Here is a 21,335-nt window from a genome sequence, read left to right as displayed (position 1 = left end):
CATCAAGGAGGTAATCCATGACCCTAATCCTCGCCGACCATAGCCACCCCGACCGAACCCGTTTAGAACATGCCGTGCGGGCCGTGTTCCTGTCCGAATACGGGGCCCATGTTCCGACTTTCCCCGATAGCCTTGTCGCCATGCTTGATCCATCGGGTCACCCTGTGGCCATTGCCGGGCTGCGTTTTGCCGAAGATGGTCTGTTCTCTGACGTCTATCTGGACGGCGCGGTCGAGGATGTGCTCGGCCAAGCTTTGGGCCGCACGGTCAGTCGCCGCCAGATCGTCGAGTTTTCCAGTCTCGCCGCCCCCAAGGTTGGAGCGGCGCTGCCCCTGGTCAGCGCCGTCATCCGGCTGTGTCTGGCCTCGGGATGCAGCTATGGCATGTTCACCGCGACGGCGCGCTTGCGCGGATTGTTGCGCCGCGCCGGCCTTACTGCGGTTGATCTGGGGCCAGCACGACGGGAACGGGTGAGCAATCCTGCCGCCTGGGGCAGCTATTACCTGCACGACCCCCGTGTTCTGGTGGTCGCGGCTGAGACCCTGCCCGCCGCTTTCACCCCGATGTCCATTGCCGCCCCGGTTGCCTGTCATGCGTGATGTTCTTAAGGCCATTCGCGCCACCGCCGCCCGCACCCCGGAGCGTATCGCCATCACCGATCAATTCGGCGCAATGAGCTATGGTGCATTGGACCAGGCGATCGCCTCCGCCTGCGCCGCCCTGAGCTTGAGCCCGCGCGTAATCGGACTGTTGATGCCCCGTGATCACAGCCATATCGTTACCGATCTGGCCTTGGCAGCCTTGGGGCGCACCATCGTGCCGCTGCCCGATTTCTTTTCTGTCGGGCAATGGCGGCACATGGTCATCGACGCCGGCATCGAGGCCGTGGTGACTACCGCCGCAGGCCGCGCCCGGTTGGCCGAGCTGGATGTTCCCACCTTGGTGCCGCCACCGGACGCCGTGGCGGATGCATGGCCCGATCTCTCGCCGTCGCGGCGGATCATTTATACTTCGGGCACGACCGGCGCCCCCAAGGGGGTTGTTCTGGAAGAAAACGCCATGACTGCCAGCCTGAGCGGATTGGAAATGGCGGCCGAGGCCAGCCCCGAAGACGTCCATCTTTCGGTACTGCCATTCTCGTTATTGCTGGAGCAATTGGCCGGTCTGCTGTTGCCGTTGAAACTTGGGGCACGCATTCATATCGTTGCCTCACCGCAACAGGCTCCGCAGGAGGCCGAACAGCAAGACGCCACCACGTCAGTGCTGGTGCCTGAATTGCTGGCCGCTTGGGTCCAATGGCTGCGCCACAGCGGACGCCGCGCGCCGCAATCCCTGCGCTTCGTCGCCGTTGGCGGCGCTCCGGTGGGTGAGGAACTGGCGCAAAGCGCCTGGGAGATGGGACTTCCCGTTCACGAAGGCTATGGCCTGTCGGAATGTTGTTCGGTGGTGGCGGTCAATCGCCCCGGTCAACGGCGGCCCGGCACGGTTGGCCAGCCGCTGGCCGGGGTGAATGTCAGCATCGACGACGGTGAAATCATCGTGCATGGCCCCACTGTGATGGCCGGATATCTGGGCGGCGTGGCCGCTAACGGTCTGTGGCGCACTGGCGATTGCGGGCAAATCCAATCGGATGGAACCTTGGTGGTGCTTGGGCGCAAGGACGATGTGATCGTCACCGCGAATGGCCGCAATGTTCACCCGGAATGGATTGAACCGATGATCCGGGCCGATGCCGCTATTCGGACCTGCGCCCTGATTGCCGGCGATGGCGGAATCAAGGCGGTGCTGATCCCCGCGCCTCCCATCGACGCGTCATCCACCGATTGGCTGGCCCGTTTACAGGCATTGACGCAGACAGCTCCCGCCTATGCCCGTCCGACCGAAGTGGCGATTCTGTCCGCCGCCCAGGCTCAAGCCAACGCGTTATTCACCCCGGATGGCCGCCCACGGCGGCGGCGCATCGCCCAATTCCTGAAAGAAGCCGAAATGAGCTTGTACGAAACCCTGGTCGCTGACACCACTCGCGACCGCCAAAGCTTTCTTGCCATCCCGTTGATCAGTCAAGCGGTGAGCGAAGGCGTTGACGCCTCACTTTATCTGGCTTTTTTGAACAGCGCTTACCATCACGTTCGCTATACCGTGCCGTTACTGGAAACGGCGTTGGCGGCCTGCGGACCGGACGATGCCGCCTTGGCCGAAGGATTGCGCGACTATATCGCCGAAGAAATCGGCCATGACGAATGGATTTTGAACGATATCAATGCATTGGGTGGCGATGTTGAAGTCTGCCGTCGGGCAAGGCCGCCATTGGCCGTGCGTGTCCTGGTCGCCACCGCTTTTCACCTGATCGCCGAGGAAGGCCCCTATAGTTTGCTGGGGATGGTCCATGTCCTCGAAGGCATGTCGGTGGCTCTGGCCATCAAGGCCGCGGATTGTATCCGTGCCCGCGTCGGCGGCGATGATAGCGCCGGTTTCACTTACCTGACCTCTCATGGAGGTTTGGACGTCGGTCATGTCGAGGGCTTCGCCCGTTTGCTTGATGTCATCGACAGCCCCGAGCGGCGGCGGACGATCATCGCCGCCACCAAGGATTTTTACGCACTTTACGCCGATGTTTTCCGCTCTCTCGCCCTTCGCCCGACCGAGGTGTCCCATGCAGCTTGACGGCATCACCGCCCTGGTCACCGGGGCCGGATCCGGCATCGGACGGGCAATCGCGGTGGAATTGTCGCGCCGAGGCGTTCGATTGATTTTGCTGGGTCGTACCCGTGACGGCTTGGAGCAGACGCAAGCGCTTTTGTCCGCCCCCGATGGCGCCACCATCATGTGCCTGGACTTGGCTTGCCCGCAGGGGCGCGACGGCATCGCCGAAAAAGTGGCCACCCTGACCGGGCGTCTGGATTTGTTGGTCAACAATGCCGGCATTGTCGATGCGGGGCCGCTGGCCAGTCAAAGCGAAGACAGCTGGCGGCGGATGATCGAGGTCAACTTGTTGGCCCCCATGAGCATTACCCGCCAGCTTTTGCCGCTTTTGCGGTCTTCCGGATGCGGCCGGGTGGTCAATGTCGGCTCCATGTTCGGTGACATCGCCTTTCCCTTTTTTGCCGCCTATTCGGCCACCAAGTTCGGCCTGCGCGGCTGGTCCGAGGCATTGCGGCGCGAATTGGCGGATCAGGCAATCGGGGTGACCTATTGCGCACCGCGTGGCACGCGGACCCCCGCCGCCGCCGGCTTCGCGGCTTATGCCGAGGCCTTCGCCATGCGCATGGACCCGCCTGAAGACGTGGCGCGGGCTATTGTCGACGGAATCGCCCGCGATGCCCGCGACATCTATCCAGGCGGAGTCGAACGTCTGTTCTTGCTGGCCCAGCGGCTGCTTCCGTCCCAAGTGGACAAAGGAATCCGCGACCAGATGCGGACCGCCCTGAAAAGCGGACTTGTCAGGTTGTCGTCAGCTTTACCGATCAAGCTATCCTGACGGCAGAAAAGCCGGATCAGGATTCAAGAAAGGACATGAATCATGCCAATCTCTGCGCTGGGGGCTTCATCCCCCGCCTATCCCGCTTCGGCTTCGGCCCCGGTCCGCGCACCGGAAGCCACCGAGCGCGGTCCTGACCGCGACAATGATGGCGACGAAGGCGGCGTTTCGGCCGCCGCCAAGGCCCTGCCCACCCCGCCTCCGGGCCGAGGCGGCAAAATGGATATGCTTGCCTGAATAAACTTGAACGGAGAGGGTTGGCCTCTCCGTTTTTTACATAAAGCCAAAAGAAAATCCGGCGGCGATCCAAATCATGGTGCTGGCGATCATACCGATGTCGAGAGGGCGGACCATTTTTTTCTCCAATGCAGTGAGTAGCTGTTGAAGGAGATATTAGGCCGACCTCCCCGTCTCTTGGCTGAATGGCTTGTTCATCTGGCATTCAGATGAATGGGATGTCCGCTATCACCCCGGATGGATTCTCTGTGGCCTCGGGTCGCTTCCCCCCTTATTCTGTGGGCGCCCCAATCACGAGTTTCCCATGCGCCCCATTGATCGTTTGCTAGACCTGATGGCCACCTTGCGCGATCCCCAGCGCGGTTGCGCCTGGGACCGTGAACAGACGTTCCGCACCATTGCCCCCTATACCGTCGAGGAAGCCTATGAGGTCGCCGATGCCATCGAGCATGACGATATGGCCGCCTTGAAGGATGAATTGGGGGATTTGCTGTTTCAGGTGGTCTTTCACGCCCGGATGGCGTCCGAGGCGGGTCATTTCGATTTCGATGATGTCGCTCGCGCCATCACCGACAAGATGATCCGGCGTCACCCCCATGTTTTTGCCGATGCCGATCAGCGTGACGCCCAGACCCAGACAATTGCTTGGGAAGTCACCAAGGCGGAAGAACGCGCCGCCAAAGGCCATGCCAGCGTGCTGGATGGCATCGCCCGCTCGTTGCCGCCAATGACAAGGGCTTTGAAGCTGCAATGCCGGGCGGCCCGCGTTGGTTTTGACTGGGCCGAAGCCGCTGACGTTATCGCCAAGATCACCGAGGAAGTGTCTGAAATACAAGTTGAAATCGACGCTAAATCGGGACCGGAACGACTTGAGGACGAGGTTGGCGATCTGCTGTTCGTCTGTGTTAACCTTGCCCGCAAGCTCATGGTCGATCCGGAACTGGCCTTGAAACGCGCAAATGCAAAATTCACAAGTCGTTTCAATCATATAGAGACAACTCTTCATGCGTCAGGTCAGAGCCTGGATAGGGCGAGCCTTGCCGAAATGGAGGAATTATGGCTGGACGCCAAGCGCCGGGAACGCTCCCAAGGAGAGGGTCAATGAGCATGCGCCAATATCTGCGTCCGCTGGTGCTGCTGCTGTTGCTGCCTTTGGCGTCGTGCTACATCCCCGACAAATTCCGCGGTGAGTTGCGGCTGTCCCGCTATGGCGATTACGCCATCACTTACGAAGGCGACCTGATCTACGCCCCGATCATGCATGATTACGCCGGCGGCCGCATAACCCCGGAAAACGAAGAAGAAAAGAACAATAATATCTATAAGGATCTGGTGCGCGATCCGGCGATCAAGGACATCAAGCGCGTCGGCAAGGGCCGGTTTCACGTCAAATACGAACGCATGGGACGGCTGGGCAAGGTGCAGTTGACCGCGTTCTTGCGCCGCGACGCCCGTTTGCTGTCGATGAAGGCCAATGAGGACGGCTCGATCATCATTGATGCCAATGGCGTCAAGCCCGGCGATGCCCAACGCATGGCCGAATTGGGCATCACCATGGAAGGGGAATTCCGCATCACCACCGACGCCAACGTCTTGAAACACAACGCCACAGAAGTGCGCCCCTATGGCCAATACCAAGTCTATGTGTGGAAAATGGAAAACGCTTTGTCGGCAACCCCGACATTGATCATTTTGCGCGATCCCGACCCCCGCCGCCCGCTGTAAGGATATTCGCCATGTCTGCTTGGACCGATCGTACCGTCTTTGTAACCGGCGCTTCCGCCGGCTTCGGCGCCGCCATTGCCCGTGCCTATGCCGCCCAGGGGGCGCAGATGATTCTGTGCGGTCGGCGGCGTGATCGCCTGGAAGCCTTGGCGCAGGAACTGGCATCCCCCTGTCATATTCTGGTGTTGGACGTGCGCGACCGTGTCGGTGTAACCGAAGCCATTGCCGCCCTGCCCGCGCCCTTCGCCCACATTGACGTTCTGGTCAACAATGCCGGTTTGGCTTTGGGGCTGGAACCGGCCCATGCCGCCGATCTTGACGATTGGGAGGCGATGATCGACACCAATGTCAAAGGCCTGATGTATGTGACGAGGGCGGTGCTGCCGGGCATGGTGGCGCGGGATCGCGGCCATGTGGTCAACATCTCGTCCATCGCCGGCACCTATCCCTATCCGGGGGGCAATGCCTATGGCGCGTCAAAGGCGGCAGTGACCCAATTCTCGCTTAATCTGATTGCCGATCTGATCAAAACCCGGGTTCGGGTCACCAATATCGAACCAGGTCTGTGCGGCGGCTCGGAATTCTCGCTGGTTCGCTTCAAGGGCGACGCCGAGGCCGCGGCCAAGGTCTATGACGGCACCACCCCCCTCTCCTCCGAGGATGTGGCCGAGGCCGTGGTCTGGGCAACCTCGTTGCCGGCCCATGTGAACATCAACCGCATCGAGATGATGCCGGTGTCGCAAGCTCCGGCCGGCTTGACCGTGTACCGGGGTTAATCCACCAACGGGGCCAGTTGATCCCAGCTGTGCTGCCCAGGTGTCAGGAGCAATTGACCGTCGGCATGCAGAACCGGAACATAAGGGGTGCCGTCGATCATGGCGGCCACCCCCCCCGCTTCCTGCTGCATCAGCACGCCGGCGGCATGGTCCCATGGCATGAGTTTGCGGAAATGGGCGAAGTGCTGGCGACCGGTGACCAGATCAAGGTAATCGTGGGCGGCGCTGCCGCGGCGCGCCACATGCAGCACCTGATCGGCAACGCGTCCGCGTTTCTTCACCGATCCGGTCATTTGCGGCAGCGGCACCTCCGCCGCCACTTTCAGCCGGGTGCCATCGCGCCAGGCGCCCTGGCCAATTTCGGCGATGACCGTGCGATTGGGGACCGGATCATGAATCCAGCCGGCGATGGTGACGCCATCGACGACCAGAGCAACGATGACGGCAAAGCGCGGGTTGTTGTTGGCGAAATTTCCAGTCCCGTCCACCGGATCAATCACCCAGACGATTCCGGGGTGATGCAGGGCGTCAAGCAAGGCCGGATTAGCGTCTACCGCTTCCTCCCCAACCACCGCACCGGGCAGCAGGTCGGTCAAGGTCCGGGTCAACAACCGTTCCGCCATGACATCGGCGTCGGTGACCAGCTGATTGGGTTTCTTTTCTCGGATCTGGTCACGGCTCAGTTTCTTGAAGCGGGGAAGAATTTCCGCCTCTGCCGCTTCGCGGATCAGCCCGGCGACCCTGCTGACATCAATCTTCACCCAATTCCCCCATTGGCCTGCATCTGGTGGTAACGCTGAATGTTGGCAGGGTCCAGGCGGACTTTCAAATGGGTTTGCCGCTCGTCGTCATTGCGTTCCAACACTTCGCCATTGCGGTACATCCAAGCGATGGCGGCACCGTCACCCAGGTCGAAGCTGACGTCGATGATCTGGCGATTTTGGGCCAGTTGATTGTCGATGCAGGCCAGGAATTCAGGAATGCCGGCGCTGGTCAAGGCTGAGATCGGTAACGATGTCGGGCGGCGAGCAGCTTGATTTATCACACCTTCTTGTGATCCTTCCGCCAGCAGATCGATTTTATTAAGAGCCTCGACCAGCCCGCGATCGACCATTTCAGCCAGCCCCAATTCCTTGAGCACCAGTTCCACGTCGCTGGCTTGGGCTTCGGCGTCGGCATGCGACATATCACGCACATGGACGATGACGTCAGCTTCCAATACCTCTTCCAAGGTGGCGCGGAAGGCCGCGACCAGCTCATGCGGCAGATCAGAGATGAACCCCACGGTGTCGGACAAGATCACTTGCCGGCCCGAGGGCAGTTTCAGGCCGCGCATGGTCGGGTCCAAAGTGGCGAATAGCATGTCCTTGGCCAGAACCTCGGAACGGGTCAGGCGGTTGAACAGCGTTGACTTGCCGGCATTGGTATAGCCAACCAGGGCGACGATGGGATAAGGCACGCGACGACGGGCGGAACGGTGTAATTCGCGGGTCCGTTTGACCTCTTCCAACTCACGCTTCAGCTTGACGATGCGGTCGCCGATCATGCGGCGATCGGCTTCGATCTGAGTTTCGCCGGGGCCGCCCAAGAAGCCGAAGCCGCCGCGCTGACGTTCCAAGTGAGTCCATGACCGTACCAAGCGCGAGCGCTGATAAGACAGCGCCGCCAATTCCACCTGCAACGAACCTTCACGGGTGCGGGCGCGAGCGCCGAAAATTTCCAGAATCAGGCCGGTGCGGTCGATGACCTTGCACGACCATTCTTTTTCCAAATTGCGTTGCTGAACCGGCGACAGATGGCCGTCAACGATGGCGACCTGAACGTCCTTGGCCACCACCAGTTCAGCCAGACGTTCGACCGCGCCTTTGCCGATCAGCGTGGCTGGCCGCCGCTTGGTCACCGGGACCAATTCGGCGGCCACCACATCAAGATCAATGGCTTGGGTCAGGCTAACGGCTTCGTCCAGCCGTGATTGCGGCGCGCGCAGGCCACCATCGGCAACCTTGACGGCCGGATGGACGACCATGGCCCGCTGTCGTTGGGAACTGAGTGCCCCCCCCTCGCCTTCAGACACTTATTCTTCGCCGCCTTCCTTGATGGGCGGCTCGAACAACTGGATGGGAGCCGACGGCATTACCGTCGAGATGGCATGCTTGTACACCAATTGGGTATGACCATCCCGGCGCAGCAGCACCGAGAAATTGTCGAACCAAGTGACGATGCCTTGCAGCTTGACGCCGTTAACCAAAAAGATGGTAACCGGGGTCTTTTGCTTGCGGATGTGATTGAGAAACACATCTTGTACGTTTTGCGATTTTTCGGCGGACATGGTTGATGTTCCGTTCTTATTGCCCGAGAGTTTTATTCGTAGGTCTTCGAGAAGACCTCCCTAGCGACCCATTCGTTATCATCAAATCGCCGGATTGGGAACCGATAGTTCGTTCAATCGGTCTAGAAGAATTTGAGGACTGGGAAAGTAATAAGCCGGCGGGTGGGCATCAAACTCACCCGGTTGGGGAGGATCCGCCCGCAACAATGCCGGAATGCACCCAGAATTTATGGCACAATGCATATCGATCGGAGAATCGCCGACAAACCAGACTTTCATCTGGGGGGGCGGACTTTTGGGGGCAAGCGCCATTGTCACCGGATCAACCGCCGGTTTGTCAGCCGCCGCATCATTGGCGCCGATCAAGGCACCGAACCAAATGTCCCAGCCCAAGACCTTGGCTTCGGTCCGCAAAAAATTGCCCCGCTTGTTGGAAACCACCGCCAGATAGATGCCTTCGGCATGCAGCTGACGCAACATCGGCTCGATTCCCGGTAACGGGCGCAGGTAATCCAGATGGATGGCTTCGAAGGTGCTGGTAAAAACCTCGCGCGCTTCGGTCCATCGGTCGCCGAACATGTCGGGAAACGAATCTTTCAGCGATTTCGCCACGTTCTGTTTGGCTTGTTCCATCGTCCATTCGGCCATGCCGAAATGCCGAAAAGTGCCATTATAGGCGGCCAGGATGCATTCCCACGAATCGACCAGGGTGTTGTCCCAGTCAAACAGCATGGCTTGCGGTCGGGTCATGGGCGGCGAAGCTCCTGGTATAAGTCGCGCAGACGCAGGGTCAGCGGTCCGGGGCGACCTTCCCCGATGGTGGTGTCATCGACGCGGACCACCGGCATCACCATCATCGTCGTTCCGGTCAAAAAGGCTTCCCGTGCCCGCAGCGATTCGGCCAGGGTGAAGGGACGCTCGCCCACTTCCAAGCCAAGATTACGGGCCAGCCGCAAGACATTCCCACGGGTCACCCCGGCCAGAATGGAATTATCGGCCGGATGCGTCAGCAACGCCCCGTCGGGGCCGACAATGAAGATGTTGGTGGCGCTGCCCTCGGTGACGACCCCCTGATCGTTGATCAACCAAGCTTCGAAGGCTCCCGCCTCGCGCGCCGATTGTCGGGCCAGAACGTTGGGCAGCAACCCGGTCGCCTTGATATCGGGACGCTTCCAGCGGAGATCGGATTGGCTGACGACCCGCACACCCTGTTCGATCTGGGCGGCGGCGGGACCGGAATGAGCCCAGGCGCTGACCACTAAACCCGCCGGTGTATCCAGTGGAAACGGATGATAACGCGGCGCCACCCCACGGCTGGTCTGGATATAGACCAAACCATCCTTCAGGCGGTTGCGTCGCACCACTTCCGCCAAAATGATCGGCATGACCCGGCGCGGCACGGGCCAGGAAATGGCAAGGGCCGCCAGCGAACGCTCCAAGCGGTCGAGATGCTGATCGAGATGACACAGGCGCCCAGCCACCACCGGCAACACCTCGTAGACCGCATCGGCGAAGTGATGCCCCCGATCATCCACATGAACGGCTGCGTCCCGATGGGCGACATAGCGGCCATTCACATAGCTGACGCGTGGCACTTAAAAATACTCCAGCCGGACTGAAAACATCTTTTCCACTTTCTTCACCGCTTCGGCTGCGGCGAACAGCACCACCCGGTCCCCCGCCTGAACCACGGTATTGCCGCGCGGGCTGATCATGGTGCCGTTGTGGACCACCGCGCCCAGCAGCACACCGTTAGGCAGCTTGACCTCACGCAACGGCTTGCCCACCAGACTCGATGTCTCCAAGGCGTCGGCCTCGATCAATTCGCCAAAACCTTCATGCAGGGAATGTACCGCGTGGATACGGCCACGGCGGACATGCTGCAAGATGTTGGAAACAGTGATCGTGCGGGGGCTGATGACCACGTCGATGCCTAACGGCCCCATCAGGGCGTTATAGGTGGTCTTGTTGATCAGCGTCATCGCCCGTTTGGCGCCGTAACGCTTGGCCAACAAAGCCGCCAGGATATTGGTTTCGTCGTCATTGGTCACCGACACCACGGTTTCGGCATTGGCGACATTGGCTTCGTTCAGAATTTCCGTATCCAGAACATCGCCATTCAGCACCACCGTGCGATGCAGGGTCTTGGCCACATATTCGGCCCGTTCCTTGTTGATCTCGATGATCTTGACCGAAGCGCCGGGATGAGCCTCCTCGATCTGCTGAGCCAGGAACAGACCGATATTTCCGCCGCCGAAAATAACGATGCGCCGTGCGGCGCAATCCTCGCGGCCAAAGGCGGACAGCGCCCGATCAACCTGCTGGGTATCGACGACGAAATAGACTTCATCGCCTTCCAACATCTGATCTTCCGCCGTCGGAACGATGGAGCGACCGTCGCGAACGATGCCGATGATGACAATGTTGAGATCGGGAAACAAAACCGTGAGTTGGCGCAGTGGCGTGTTGATCAGCGGGGTGTCTTCATCGCAACGCACCCCGATCAACTGCACCTTGTCGCCAGCCATGGGGATAACGTCGATGGCGCCGGGAACCTGCAAACGCCGGGTGATGGCGCGGGCCACTTCGATTTCCGGGCTGATGATGACGTCGATGGGCATATGGTCGCGGGTGAAAAGGTTCGACCACATGGGTTGCAGATAAGATTGCGCCCGCACCCGGGCAATCTTGGTCGGCACGTTGAACAACGAATGGGCAACCTGGCAGGCGACCATGTTGACCTCGTCGAACTGGGTCACCGCGATCAGCATATCGGCATCGCCGGCACCGGCCTGTTCCAGCACCGACGGATGCGAAGCATGGCCCAAGATGGCCTGAACATCGACGGTATCGGTGATCTTGCGGATCAGCTCCGGCCGCTGGTCGATAACCGTGACGTCGTTGTTTTCGCTGGCCAGGTAATGAGCGATGTTAAAGCCCACCTGCCCGGCGCCGCAGACGATAACCTTCATATCGGCCCCCTACCCTGATCCCATATCCCGCCGCCCACGCGACTAAGGCTTGCCCTTGTCGTCGGTATTGACGCCCAGCAGCTTGAGCTTGCGATGCAGCGCCGACCGTTCCATGCCGACGAAAGTCGCCGTCCGCGAGATATTACCGGCGAAACGATTGACCTGGGCCAACAGATATTCGCGTTCAAACAACTCACGGGCGTCGCGCAGAGGCAGTGTCATGATTTCGCTGGATTTCTCCCATCGCAAAACCGCCGGAGTAATGGCCCCGATCTCCCCCGGCAACATATCGGCACGAATGATATCGCTGCTTTCCCCCGGAGCCATGATCAACAGCCAATCCATGACATTGCGCAATTGCCGGACATTGCCGGGCCAATCATAGGCTTGCAGCGCCGCCAAGGTGTCCTCGCCCAGAGGCCGCACCTGCGTGCCGGCGGCCTGGGCCGCCAACTGCATGAAATGCCGAGCCAGGGCGGGAACATCTTCCTTGCGTTCCCGCAAGGAAGGGACCCGGATCGGAACGACGTTCAGGCGGTAATACAAATCCTCGCGGAAGCGGCCTGCGGCGATTTCGGCTTGCAGGTCGCGGTTGGTGGTGGCGATGACGCGCACATCCACTTCAACGCGGGTGCCGCCGCCCACTCGTTCGAAGGTCTGATCTTGTAGAACGCGGACGATCTTGCCCTGGGTTTCCAGCGGCATGTCGGCGACTTCATCCAGCAAAAGCGTGCCGCCATGCGCCTGCTCGAAGGTCCCGATCTTGCGCGGCGCCTCTGGGGTGTCGCCATGTTCGTTGCCAAACAATTCCATTTCCATGCGATCTGGGTGCATGGCGGCGCAGTTGAGCACCACGAACGGGGCTTCCGCCCGGCGCGACCGGCCATGGATAATACGAGCGGCGACTTCCTTCCCCGACCCGGCTGGCCCCGTGATCAAAACCCGCGAATTGGTCGGCGCCACCTTATCGACGGCCTGGCGTATCTGTTGGATGAACAAAGATGCCCCGACAAGATCACCCACCGCCACCGGATTGCCGACGCGCAAGCGCAATTCGGCATTCTCGCGCCGCAATTTGGCCGCCTCGATGGCGCGTTCGATGATGATGAGCAGACGGTCGGTCTTGAACGGCTTTTCGATGAAATCGTAGGCGCCGATCTTGATGGCTTCCACGGCCGTTTCAATGGTGCCGTGACCAGAAATCATCACCACCGGCACATCCGGGTGGTCGTGCTTGACCGCGGTCAGAATCCCCAGCCCATCCATATCCGAACCTTGCAGCCAGATGTCTTGGATGATCAGACTGGGACGGCGGGCGCGAACAGCCTCCAGCGCGGCATCGGAATTACCGGCCTCGCGGGTGGCATAGCCTTCGTCTTCAAGGATACCTGCGATCAAGGCGCGGATGTCGGCCTCGTCGTCGACGATCAGAATGTCATGAGCCATGTTCAGCCGTCATATCGGCGGATAAGACCTGAGAGGGACTGTCACCTTCGCGGAAAACCATACGCACGCGGGCACCGCCCGTTGACGCGTCTTCCAAGCGAAGATCACCCCCATGGTCTTCTACGATTTTCTTGACGATGGCAAGCCCTAATCCTGTGCCCTTGCTGCGCGTCGTCACATAGGGCTCGGTCAGGCGATCCCGATTTTCCTTGGGTAATCCCTTGCCGTTGTCAGTCACGTCGATGCTGATCACGCCGTTTTCCGCCACCAAGGCCAGCACCACCTGCCCATTGGGGGCATCTGTTTTGTCGCGGCCGCGAATGGCCTCGACCGCATTCTTCAACAGATTGGTCAAGGCTTGGCCAAGCAGGCGCGAATCGCACAGCATGGGGACCGTGTGATCGGGCATCTGACTGGTGAAGGTGACGTCGGGATAACCGTTACGCTGCAAGAATATTGCCTCACGGCAAATAGCGGCCAGATCGGCTTGTTTCATCTGTGGCGCCGGCATGCGGGCGAAGGACGAGAATTCATCGACCATGCGGCCAATATCGCCGACTTGGCGGACGATGGTGTCGACCAAGTTCGAATAGGTCTCGGGGTCGCTTTGAATTTCTTTGAGATATTTACGCTTAAGCCGTTCGGCCGAAAGCTGGATCGGGGTCAGCGGGTTTTTAATCTCGTGGGCGATGCGCCGCGCCACATCGGCCCAAGCGGCGGTCCGTTGGGCCGAAACCAGTTCCGAGATATCGTCAAAGGTGACGACATAACCGATGGTTTCCCCCGCCAGCCGCTCGGCCGCCAGCCGCACCAGCAAGGTTCGTTGCCGATTTTGGCGAACCAGCTTGATCTCATGCTGGATCAGTTTATCAGGACGGCGCCCGACTTCGTCGAAGGCGTCGGCGAATTCCGGGGCGACCATGATCAGCGGCTGGCCAATCAGGTCTTCGGGCGAAGCCGCCAAAAGATCGCAGGCGGAACGATTGGGCAAATGGATATGACCTTCGCGGTCCAGACCGATGACCCCGGCCGAAACCCCGGCCAGAACCGTTTCGGTGAAACGGTTGCGTTCATCCAGCTCGCGGTTGGCATCGATCAGTTCCTGGCGTTGCTCGCCCAGTTGACCGGTCATCCGGTTGAAGGCCTTGACCAGCGAACCAATCTCGTCCGCCCCCTTGCCCTCGCTCACCCGAGCCGACAAATCACCGGACCGAACCCGCTCGGCCGCGTCAATCAATCGGACGATGGGGGTGGCCAAGCTCATGGCCATGCTCAACCCCACCCATATCGCAGCCAACAACAGCAGCAGTGAAATGATGGCGAAGATCATGGAAAACGCCCGTTCCAGGCTAAGCCGTCGCCCTTCCAGGTGTTCATATTCGGCCACCGCCGCCGAGGTCTGCTCCATGTGGCCGATGACTTTGGGATCAACGAAGCGGCCCACATACAAGAAAGTTTCGTCGAAGAAACCTTGAAGCAGCACCAAGGCGCGCACGCGGTCATCGTCATCCGTGGTCAACACCGCCACTTCCCCCGACCGAGCCTTTTCCAAGGCCCAAAACGGAATCTGGTCGATGCTGGTCTCGATGGAAAAAGCCAGGCCGGTCCGGGCCAGCACCCGCCCCTGGCCATCGAACACCAGGGCCTCGGTCAGGCCGCGCACTGCCGCCTGGGTCGAAATGAACGAAGAAAACCGTTGCGGCGCCCGACTGAGCAGGACGCCTTCGCGATTGATGTCGTTGGCCATGGCCAGGGCATCGCCGCCGATGATTTGCTGGTGTTCCTCCAGATATGCCCGCGCCACCTGCAACGAGGCCTGCAACGCGGTGCGCACCCGGTCGGAAAACCAGCTTTCAACGCCATAGCGGAAAAACACGGTGGAGCCGACCGAAACGACAATGGCCGGAGTCACCGCCACCAGCGAGAACAGCAAGATAAAGCGCAAATGCAGACGCGACCCGGACGAACCGCGTCGCCGTGCCCGCCAAACACCGATGATGCGCACGCCGATGACCACGGCCAACGCCACCAGCAAGGTGACGTCCAGGCCGATCAGGGACAGCACCGTCTTGGGATCGGGGCCAATGGGGCCGGAAACGGTCATGGCCAGGAAGGTCGCCGCCACCGACGGCACCACCGCCAGCGTCAAGGCCAAGGCCAGTTTGCGGGCCAATCCGACCTTGCGCGCCCAGATCATCAGGCGCACCCCCAGGCGACGACGGTCGGCGGCCATGGAAATCCCCCTTACTTGAAGCCGCCGCGACCGACGGAAACTTCCAATTCGCGAATTTTCTTACGCAGGGTGTTGCGGTTAAGCCCCAGAATCTGGGCCGCCTTGATCTGGTTTCCTCGCGTCACTTCCAGCGCCAAGGAAATCAACGGACGCTCCACTTCCCGCAACACCCGCTCATAGACGCCGGGGGGCGGCAAATTATCTTCGTGGCTGCCGAAATATTCGCGCAGATGACGCTCGACCGATGCCGACAGCCCATCCCCGTCACCGGCGCTCATGGTATCGGCAGCCGGAGCCCCACCAGCCAGTTCCGCCTCGATCACTTCGATACCGATAAGTTCCTGCGAATACAGCGCCGCCAGGCGGCGAACCAGATTTTCCAGCTCGCGCACGTTGCCGGGCCAGCGGTGACGCTTAAGCCGGTCCATGGCCTGGGCGTCAATGCTTTTTTGCGGCAACCCTTCGTTGCCGCCCTGGGCCAGGAAGTGACGGATGAGTTCGGGAATGTCTTCCGTCCGTTCACGCAATGGCGGCAGGCGGATCGGCACCACGTTCAGGCGATAGAACAGATCCTCGCGGAACAGACCTTGGCGGATCAGCTGAGTCAAATCGCGGTGGGTGGCGGCGACGATGCGAACGTTGGCGCGAATGGGGGTCCGACCGCCGACAGTGGTGTATTCGCCTTCCTGCAATACGCGCAGCAGCCGGGTTTGCGCCTCGGGCGGCATATCGCCGATTTCGTCAAGAAACAATGTGCCGCCCTCGGCCTGTTCGAAGCGGCCGGTGGCCCGCTGGGTCGCCCCGGTGAAGGCGCCCTTTTCGTGGCCGAACAATTCGCTTTCGATCAGTTCACGCGGAATCGCCGCCATGTTGATGGCGACGAACGGCCCATTACGGCGCTTGCCATAATCATGCAGGGCCCGGGCGACCAGTTCCTTTCCGGTGCCCGATTCGCCGGTGATCATCACCGTCAGATCGGTGCCCATCAGCCGCGCCAGGGTCCGGTAAATTTCCTGCATGGCGGTGGAACGGCCGATCAGCGGCAGCTTTTCCTCATCGTCATCGCCGGGCAATCCCTCGGCCGGGGTCGAACGCGGGGCTGTCAAGGCGCGATTGACGACCGCGACCAATTCCTTGAGGTCGAACGGCTTGGGCAGGTATTCGAAAGCACCGCGCTGCGTCGCCTTAACGGCGGTCAGCAGGGTGTTTTGCGCGCTCATGACGATGATGCGCATATCGGGGCGGATCTTCTTGATCCGTGGCAACAGGTCCAGCCCACTTTCATCGGGCATGACCACATCGGTGATGACCAGATCGCCCTCGCCTTCCGAAACCCAACGCCATAGGGTCGAGGCATTGCCGGTGGTCCGGACCTCATAGCCGGCGCGGCCCAGGGCTTGGGCCAGAACAGTGCGGATGCCGCGATCATCGTCAGCGACCAGAATGGTTGAATTAGCGGTCATTGGGTCAGGCCTCATCCCCTTCCTGCACCATCGGCAGCATCACTTTGAAAACGGTCCGGCGCGGCGTTGAATCGAATTCGACGATCCCCCCCAGATCGCCGATGATCTTGGCGACCAAAGCCAGTCCCAGGCCGGTTCCGGACGGCTTGGTGGTGACAAAGGCGTCGAAAAGATGCGGGCGTAAATCGTCGGGAATTCCCGAGCCATTATCCTGAATGGTCACCAGCAAGGGCAGATGACGACGGATTTCGCTGCCGGGCACGGCGAGACGCACACCGTGTTGATAGGCGGTGGAAATGATGATCTCCCCGCCTTCGGCGCTGACCGCCTCGGCCGCGTTCTTGATCAGGTTGAGAAAGACCTGAATCAGCTGGTCGCGGTCGCCAGCCACCGGCGGCAGTGACGGATCGTAGTTTTCAACGATGCGGACATTGCGGGCGAAGCCATTTTCGGCAATCCGGCGGACATGTTCCAACACCTGATGGATGTTCACCGCCCCACGTTCGACCATGGGCTTGTCGGAAAAGACTTCCATGCGATCGACCAGGGCGACGATGCGGTCGGCCTCGTCGATGATCAGCCGGGTCAGCACCCGGTCATCCTCGGAGGCGGCGCTTTCCAGCAACTGCGCCGCGCCACGGATACCCGACAGCGGATTCTTGACTTCATGCGCCAGCATGGCGGCCATGGCCGAAACCGAACGGGCGGCGCTGCGGCTGGATAACGACCCCCCGATCTTGAGGGCAATGGATTGTTCGTGCAGCGAAACCGCCACCAGACCGGCACATTCGGTAACCGGCGCCGCCTGCACGGTGACGGTGCGGTGGCCAGTGCGCGGGGTATCGAGCGAAATGCCGTGCTCGGACACCACCTGAGCGTCGTTGCGGGCCTGTTCGATCAGCGACAGAATCGGGCTGTCGGGGGGCAACAGCTCGGTAATTGCCTTGCCCAGCAGATACGAGGCGCCAAACTGGAATAATTGTTCGGCCGATCCGTTGGCGTATTGAATATCGTTCTTGTCATCCACCACCAAAACGGCCGAGGCCAGCGCCCCCAAAACCAAGGATGGATCAAGCGACGGAGTCGGCGGGCGGCGCAGCATGGCTGTCATTTTTCCGATCATGCAGCCACCTTTTCCAGCAACGGCAGATAAAAGGCCCGGATGGCTTCACGCACCGGATCGGCGTCAACCATTTTGTTGACGTGCGCACGAAACTCAGCCGAACCGTGCAGCCCCTTGGAATACCAGGCGACATGCTTGCGGGCCATGCGCACACCGGTCTCAAGGCCGTAATGGCTCAGCATCTCGTCGAAATGTTCAAGCAAGATGGCCAATTGCTGGTCCAGCGGCGGGTCGGCGGGGCGTTCCCCCGTGGCCAGGTAATGCGCCACCTGACCGGGAAACCACGGCCGGCCATAGGACCCACGTCCGATCATCACGCCATCGGCGCCCGATTCCTCCAAGGCCCGGATGGCGTCATCAATGCTTTCCACGTCACCGTTGACGATGACCGGAATAGACACCGCGTCCTTGACCTGACGGACAAATTTCCAATCGGCGGTCCCGGTATAGAATTGCTGACGGGTGCGGCCATGGACGGTAATCATGGCAATGCCCGATTCCTCGGCAATCCGGGCCAGACGCGGCGCATTCAAGCGGTTGTGATCCCAGCCCATGCGGCATTTCAGCGTCACCGGCACATCGACGGCCCTGACGGTGGCTTGCATCAGCTGGCCGGCCAGGATCTCGTCCTTCATCAAGGCCGATCCGGCTTCGCCCTTCACCGCCACTTTTTTCACCGGGCAGCCCATGTTGATGTCGATGAGGGCGGCGCCGCGATCAACATTCATGCGGGCCGCTTCGGCCATCACCTCGGGCTCGCAGCCGGCCAATTGCACCGACATCGGGTGTTCCTCGGCGCAATTGCTGGCCATCTTCATGGTCTGGCGATTGGAACGGATCATCGCCTGACTGGCGATCATTTCGGAGACCACCAGTCCTGCGCCCATGCGTTTGACCAGCCGACGACACGGCATGTCGGTCACCCCGGACATGGGGGCCAGGATCACCGGGTTGGGCAGGGTCACCGAGCCGATGGTGACGGATTTGCGAATGGAGTTCTGCATGAGTGCGTATTTATTATGCAGAGGCTGCGTAACGCAACGGCAAAAGCAGCTTGCCAAACGGCAAACTGCCTGAAACTGCATCAATAAAGCACTTGAGTGACAAATTTAACGCCAGGATATGCCAACGTGAGGAGCAAATAGGCGACAAGAACCACCCGCGCCGCCAGCCGGCCGCGCACGCCGCAGACGCGATGGCCGGTCAAAAGAGCGCCGATCAATACAAAGGCGACGATGGACAACAAAATTTTGTGATCGAAACGCAGGATGTGGCCGCTTTCGAAAAATTGGGTGGCCATGCCCGACGCCAAACCACACCCCAGCACCACTTCCGAATAAATCAGCAATCGCCCCGCCAGGGTTTCGCTTTCCAGAACCGCTGGCAGCATGCGGCTAAGACGGGTGGGTTTCTTGGTCTTAAGCGCCCGCTCTTGCAAAAAAACCGCCAGCGAGGCCACCGCCGCCAGGGTCAGCAACCCATAGGTCAGCACCGAAACGACAATGTGGATATCAAGCCAGACCTCGGGCGCGGCACCGCTTAACGGCTTGGCGTCGCCCCGCACGGCCGAGGCCAGGAAGCCCAGAACCAGCAAATAGGGCATCAGCAACGGCGCCACCCGCCACCCCGCCCTGGTCCGGGCGGCAACCACGGCGAACAACATGGCGCTGACGGCGATGGAAACCCATAATGTGGTCCCCAGGCCGGTTTGCCATGCCCCCCACAGCAGATAAAGCGACCACAAGGCCGGGCCAAGGATGGCGAGGACCAAAGCCCCCCAAAAAGGCGCGTCACGACTGGCCCCCTGCCGCAACGGCACGGCGGCGGCTGGAATCAGGGTGCACAGGGCCAGGGCATTCATCAGATTGGGCGTCAACATGGCGGCAAGTATACCACCCTTTGACGCCAGGAAAAGGCCGTGCTTGGCAGCGGTGACGCTGATGGTTATACCCAACCGTGATGATTGCCCTGCCCTTCGCGGGCGAAATTTGGCCGGGGTCTCGCCCGGCCTTGGCGGAGAACAACATGAGCACGATCGCGGCATTGGTGGTGGCGGCGGGGCGTGGACGCCGCTTTGGTGGCGATATCCCCAAGCAATACCAAGACCTTGCCGGTCGTTGCGTCTTGCGTCACAGCCTTGCCCGCCTCGCCGCTGATCCGACGATCGCTGCCATCCGCGTTGTCATTCATCCCGACGATATCGACCTCTATCGCGCGGCGGCCAAGGGGCTGCCGGTGCTGGAGCCGGTATTTGGCGGCGATACCCGTCAGGATTCGGTGCGGCTGGGGCTGGAAAGTCTGGCCGAATTGGCCCCGGATCTGGTGTTGGTGCATGACGGCGCCCGCCCCTTTGCCGATAGTGGGATCAACGCTCGGGTTGTCGCCGCCCTGGAAGACAACGATGGCGCCATTCCGGCCATTGCCGTCGCCGATACGCTCAAGCGCGGGCATCAGGGAATGGTGGAAACCACCGTTGACCGGGGGGGGCTGTGGCGAGCGCAGACCCCTCAAGGATTCCGCTATGCCCCCCTGCTGGCTGCCCACAAGGCGGTCATCGGTCACGAACTGACCGATGACGCCGCCGTCGCCGAACATGCCGGCTTACGGGTGGCCCTGGTCGCGGGGGCCGAGGATAATGTCAAGATCACCACCGCCGAGGATCTGCGTCGCGCCCATGCTCGTTTCAGCGGCGCCGGTTACGCCACCGTCGGCAATGGCTTCGATGTCCATCGTTTCGCGCCGGGAACAGGGGTCTGGCTGTGCGGGGTGCTAATTGCGCACGATCAGGGGCTTGAGGGGCATTCCGATGCCGATGTTGCCTTACACGCGCTGACCGACGCGGTTTTGGGGGCTGTGAGCGCCGGCGATATCGGCGCCCATTTCCCGCCCTCGGACCCACAATGGCGCGGCGTATCCTCCGACCGCTTCCTCGCCCATGCCGCGGCTTTGGTTGCCGGTTTGGGCGGCAAGGTCGTGCATGTGGACGTCACCTTGATCTGCGAACGGCCCAAGGTGGGCCCGCATCGCCCGGCCATGCGGGCACGGGTGGCCGATATCCTGGGCCTGCCCATGGATCGGGTCAGCGTCAAGGCCACCACCACCGAAGGCCTGGGCTTCACCGGCCGGCGCGAGGGTATCGCCGCCCAAGCTACCGCGTCGGTATGGTTGCCGGCCTGATCTCGGCGGCAATCCAAGCGAGGAAATCCGGATTCCCGCCTTCCAGCGGCAGCGCGACGATGCAAGGGCATTCATAGGGGTGCATTTGCCGGATACGGTCGGTCAGGGCGGGCACATTCGAGGCCATCGTCTTGAACAACAAGGCGATTTCCCCTTCCTCGTTGATTTTCCCATCCCACCAATAGACCGAGGTGATCGGGCCGAGAATATTGGCGCAAGCCGCCAGCCGTTCACCGACGATGGTGCGGGCCAGGCCCTCGGCGGTCGCCCGATCCGGCGCCGTCAGGTAAATCAGCCGGGCTTGATCGGTCATCCGCCTCTCCTCCTTAAGTGTGGCCGCTGCGGTCGATGCATCGTCGTGATGAATTCAGCTCCA

The 21,335-nt window shown here is 61.0% G+C and carries 21 protein-coding genes; 8 read left to right on the top strand and 13 right to left on the bottom strand.

From position 1 onward, the window contains the following. The first annotated feature begins 17 nt into the window (after positions 1-17). The 7 genes from KEC16_RS02410 (at position 18) to KEC16_RS02380 (ending at position 6,216) form a co-directional block, all read left to right on the top strand. Positions 18-599 (top strand): thermostable hemolysin, encoded by a 582-nt coding sequence (locus KEC16_RS02410; protein WP_211546052.1) that lies wholly within the window; start codon positions 18-20, stop codon positions 597-599. After that, the gene (locus KEC16_RS02405; RefSeq protein ID WP_211546051.1) at positions 592-2,664 is read left to right on the top strand and encodes an AMP-binding protein; all 2,073 of its coding nucleotides are present in this window, start codon (positions 592-594) and stop codon (positions 2,662-2,664) included. Before KEC16_RS02410 ends, KEC16_RS02405 begins: the two co-directional genes overlap by 8 nt. Beyond that, positions 2,654-3,478 (top strand): SDR family NAD(P)-dependent oxidoreductase, encoded by an 825-nt coding sequence (locus KEC16_RS02400; RefSeq protein ID WP_211546050.1) that lies wholly within the window; start codon positions 2,654-2,656, stop codon positions 3,476-3,478. The genes KEC16_RS02405 and KEC16_RS02400 overlap by 11 nt, the downstream gene beginning before the upstream one ends. A 42-nt stretch (positions 3,479-3,520) precedes the next feature. Next, positions 3,521-3,715 (top strand): hypothetical protein, encoded by a 195-nt coding sequence (locus KEC16_RS02395; RefSeq protein WP_211546049.1) that lies wholly within the window; start codon positions 3,521-3,523, stop codon positions 3,713-3,715. A gap of 304 nt (positions 3,716-4,019) precedes the next feature. Continuing rightward, entirely contained in the window at positions 4,020-4,820 is an 801-nt protein-coding gene (mazG, locus tag KEC16_RS02390) for a nucleoside triphosphate pyrophosphohydrolase (protein ID WP_211546048.1), read from the top strand. Beyond that, the gene (locus KEC16_RS02385; protein WP_211546047.1) at positions 4,817-5,440 is read left to right on the top strand and encodes a hypothetical protein; all 624 of its coding nucleotides are present in this window, start codon (positions 4,817-4,819) and stop codon (positions 5,438-5,440) included. Before mazG ends, KEC16_RS02385 begins: the two co-directional genes overlap by 4 nt. Positions 5,441-5,451: 11 nt before the next feature. Next, positions 5,452-6,216, top strand: coding sequence for an SDR family NAD(P)-dependent oxidoreductase (locus KEC16_RS02380; RefSeq protein ID WP_211546046.1), 765 nt, complete (start codon positions 5,452-5,454; stop codon positions 6,214-6,216). On the opposite strand, the gene KEC16_RS02375 is transcribed toward KEC16_RS02380, so the two are convergent. The 12 genes from KEC16_RS02375 to KEC16_RS02320 all read right to left on the bottom strand — a co-directional run bounded on the left by KEC16_RS02375 (position 6,213) and on the right by KEC16_RS02320 (position 19,661). After that, entirely contained in the window at positions 6,213-6,977 is a 765-nt protein-coding gene (locus KEC16_RS02375; protein WP_346344007.1) for an inositol monophosphatase family protein, read from the bottom strand. The genes KEC16_RS02380 and KEC16_RS02375 overlap by 4 nt on opposite strands. Then, entirely contained in the window at positions 6,974-8,242 is a 1,269-nt protein-coding gene (gene hflX, locus KEC16_RS02370) for a GTPase HflX (RefSeq protein ID WP_211546045.1), read from the bottom strand. The genes KEC16_RS02375 and hflX overlap by 4 nt, the downstream gene beginning before the upstream one ends. A gap of 48 nt (positions 8,243-8,290) precedes the next feature. After that, a complete protein-coding gene (hfq, locus tag KEC16_RS02365) occupies positions 8,291-8,545 on the bottom strand; it encodes an RNA chaperone Hfq (RefSeq protein WP_211546044.1) in 255 nt (84 codons plus the stop codon). 81 nt (positions 8,546-8,626) lie between these two features. Next, positions 8,627-9,295, bottom strand: coding sequence for an HAD family hydrolase (locus tag KEC16_RS02360; protein WP_211546043.1), 669 nt, complete (start codon positions 9,293-9,295; stop codon positions 8,627-8,629). Next, the gene (locus KEC16_RS02355) at positions 9,292-10,140 is read right to left on the bottom strand and encodes a D-amino-acid transaminase (protein ID WP_211546042.1); all 849 of its coding nucleotides are present in this window, start codon (positions 10,138-10,140) and stop codon (positions 9,292-9,294) included. The genes KEC16_RS02360 and KEC16_RS02355 overlap by 4 nt, the downstream gene beginning before the upstream one ends. Next, positions 10,141-11,517, bottom strand: coding sequence for a Trk system potassium transporter TrkA (gene trkA, locus KEC16_RS02350; RefSeq protein ID WP_211546041.1), 1,377 nt, complete (start codon positions 11,515-11,517; stop codon positions 10,141-10,143). It lies immediately after the preceding gene. A 42-nt stretch (positions 11,518-11,559) separates the two neighbouring features. Continuing rightward, the gene (gene ntrX / locus KEC16_RS02345; protein WP_211546040.1) at positions 11,560-12,963 is read right to left on the bottom strand and encodes a nitrogen assimilation response regulator NtrX; all 1,404 of its coding nucleotides are present in this window, start codon (positions 12,961-12,963) and stop codon (positions 11,560-11,562) included. Further along, positions 12,953-15,196, bottom strand: a complete 2,244-nt coding sequence (locus KEC16_RS02340; RefSeq protein ID WP_211546039.1) for a sensor histidine kinase NtrY-like — start codon at positions 15,194-15,196, stop codon at positions 12,953-12,955. Before KEC16_RS02340 ends, ntrX begins: the two co-directional genes overlap by 11 nt. 11 nt (positions 15,197-15,207) lie before the next feature. Then, positions 15,208-16,659 carry a nitrogen regulation protein NR(I) gene (gene ntrC, locus KEC16_RS02335; RefSeq protein WP_211546038.1) on the bottom strand — a complete coding sequence of 484 codons (1,452 nt, stop codon included), beginning with the start codon at positions 16,657-16,659 and terminating at the stop codon, positions 15,208-15,210. A 4-nt stretch (positions 16,660-16,663) separates the two neighbouring features. Next, positions 16,664-17,782 carry a two-component system sensor histidine kinase NtrB gene (locus KEC16_RS02330; protein ID WP_211546037.1) on the bottom strand — a complete coding sequence of 373 codons (1,119 nt, stop codon included), beginning with the start codon at positions 17,780-17,782 and terminating at the stop codon, positions 16,664-16,666. Next, complete coding sequence (gene dusB / locus KEC16_RS02325) at positions 17,779-18,786, bottom strand: tRNA dihydrouridine synthase DusB (protein WP_211546036.1); 1,008 nt, start codon at positions 18,784-18,786, stop codon at positions 17,779-17,781. Before dusB ends, KEC16_RS02330 begins: the two co-directional genes overlap by 4 nt. A gap of 80 nt (positions 18,787-18,866) precedes the next feature. Continuing rightward, the gene (locus tag KEC16_RS02320; protein ID WP_346344006.1) at positions 18,867-19,661 is read right to left on the bottom strand and encodes a cytochrome C assembly family protein; all 795 of its coding nucleotides are present in this window, start codon (positions 19,659-19,661) and stop codon (positions 18,867-18,869) included. 146 nt (positions 19,662-19,807) lie between these two features. Between KEC16_RS02320 and KEC16_RS02315 the strand changes: the two genes are divergently transcribed. After that, a complete protein-coding gene (locus KEC16_RS02315; protein WP_211546035.1) occupies positions 19,808-20,959 on the top strand; it encodes a bifunctional 2-C-methyl-D-erythritol 4-phosphate cytidylyltransferase/2-C-methyl-D-erythritol 2,4-cyclodiphosphate synthase in 1,152 nt (383 codons plus the stop codon). Here KEC16_RS02315 and cutA read toward each other — a convergent pair. Continuing rightward, a complete protein-coding gene (gene cutA, locus KEC16_RS02310) occupies positions 20,931-21,272 on the bottom strand; it encodes a divalent-cation tolerance protein CutA (protein ID WP_211546034.1) in 342 nt (113 codons plus the stop codon). The genes KEC16_RS02315 and cutA overlap by 29 nt on opposite strands. Between the last annotated feature and the right edge of the window lie 63 nt (positions 21,273-21,335).

The sequence above is a fragment of the Magnetospirillum sulfuroxidans genome (assembly GCF_018224925.1).
Classification (GTDB): Bacteria; Pseudomonadota; Alphaproteobacteria; order Rhodospirillales; family Magnetospirillaceae; genus Magnetospirillum; species Magnetospirillum sulfuroxidans.
This window is presented reverse-complemented; position numbering and strand designations above follow the sequence as displayed.

Bases quoted from the DNA above. Each gene is read 5' to 3' on its own strand.
- KEC16_RS02410 (WP_211546052.1), top strand. From the start codon at position 18: ATGACCCTAATCCTCGCCGACCATAGCCACCCCGACCGAACCCGTTTA.
- KEC16_RS02405 (WP_211546051.1), top strand. From the start codon at position 592: ATGCGTGATGTTCTTAAGGCCATTCGCGCCACCGCCGCCCGCACCCCG.
- KEC16_RS02400 (WP_211546050.1), top strand. From the start codon at position 2,654: ATGCAGCTTGACGGCATCACCGCCCTGGTCACCGGGGCCGGATCCGGC.
- KEC16_RS02395 (WP_211546049.1), top strand. From the start codon at position 3,521: ATGCCAATCTCTGCGCTGGGGGCTTCATCCCCCGCCTATCCCGCTTCG.
- mazG (WP_211546048.1), top strand. From the start codon at position 4,020: ATGCGCCCCATTGATCGTTTGCTAGACCTGATGGCCACCTTGCGCGAT.
- KEC16_RS02385 (WP_211546047.1), top strand. From the start codon at position 4,817: ATGAGCATGCGCCAATATCTGCGTCCGCTGGTGCTGCTGCTGTTGCTG.
- KEC16_RS02380 (WP_211546046.1), top strand. From the start codon at position 5,452: ATGTCTGCTTGGACCGATCGTACCGTCTTTGTAACCGGCGCTTCCGCC.
- hflX (WP_211546045.1), bottom strand. From the start codon at position 8,242: ATGGTCGTCCATCCGGCCGTCAAGGTTGCCGATGGTGGCCTGCGCGCG.
- hfq (WP_211546044.1), bottom strand. From the start codon at position 8,545: ATGTCCGCCGAAAAATCGCAAAACGTACAAGATGTGTTTCTCAATCAC.
- KEC16_RS02360 (WP_211546043.1), bottom strand. From the start codon at position 9,295: ATGACCCGACCGCAAGCCATGCTGTTTGACTGGGACAACACCCTGGTC.
- trkA (WP_211546041.1), bottom strand. From the start codon at position 11,517: ATGAAGGTTATCGTCTGCGGCGCCGGGCAGGTGGGCTTTAACATCGCT.
- ntrX (WP_211546040.1), bottom strand. From the start codon at position 12,963: ATGGCTCATGACATTCTGATCGTCGACGACGAGGCCGACATCCGCGCC.
- KEC16_RS02340 (WP_211546039.1), bottom strand. From the start codon at position 15,196: ATGGCCGCCGACCGTCGTCGCCTGGGGGTGCGCCTGATGATCTGGGCG.
- ntrC (WP_211546038.1), bottom strand. From the start codon at position 16,659: ATGACCGCTAATTCAACCATTCTGGTCGCTGACGATGATCGCGGCATC.
- KEC16_RS02330 (WP_211546037.1), bottom strand. From the start codon at position 17,782: ATGATCGGAAAAATGACAGCCATGCTGCGCCGCCCGCCGACTCCGTCG.
- dusB (WP_211546036.1), bottom strand. From the start codon at position 18,786: ATGCAGAACTCCATTCGCAAATCCGTCACCATCGGCTCGGTGACCCTG.
- KEC16_RS02320 (WP_346344006.1), bottom strand. From the start codon at position 19,661: ATGTTGACGCCCAATCTGATGAATGCCCTGGCCCTGTGCACCCTGATT.
- KEC16_RS02315 (WP_211546035.1), top strand. From the start codon at position 19,808: ATGAGCACGATCGCGGCATTGGTGGTGGCGGCGGGGCGTGGACGCCGC.
- cutA (WP_211546034.1), bottom strand. From the start codon at position 21,272: ATGACCGATCAAGCCCGGCTGATTTACCTGACGGCGCCGGATCGGGCG.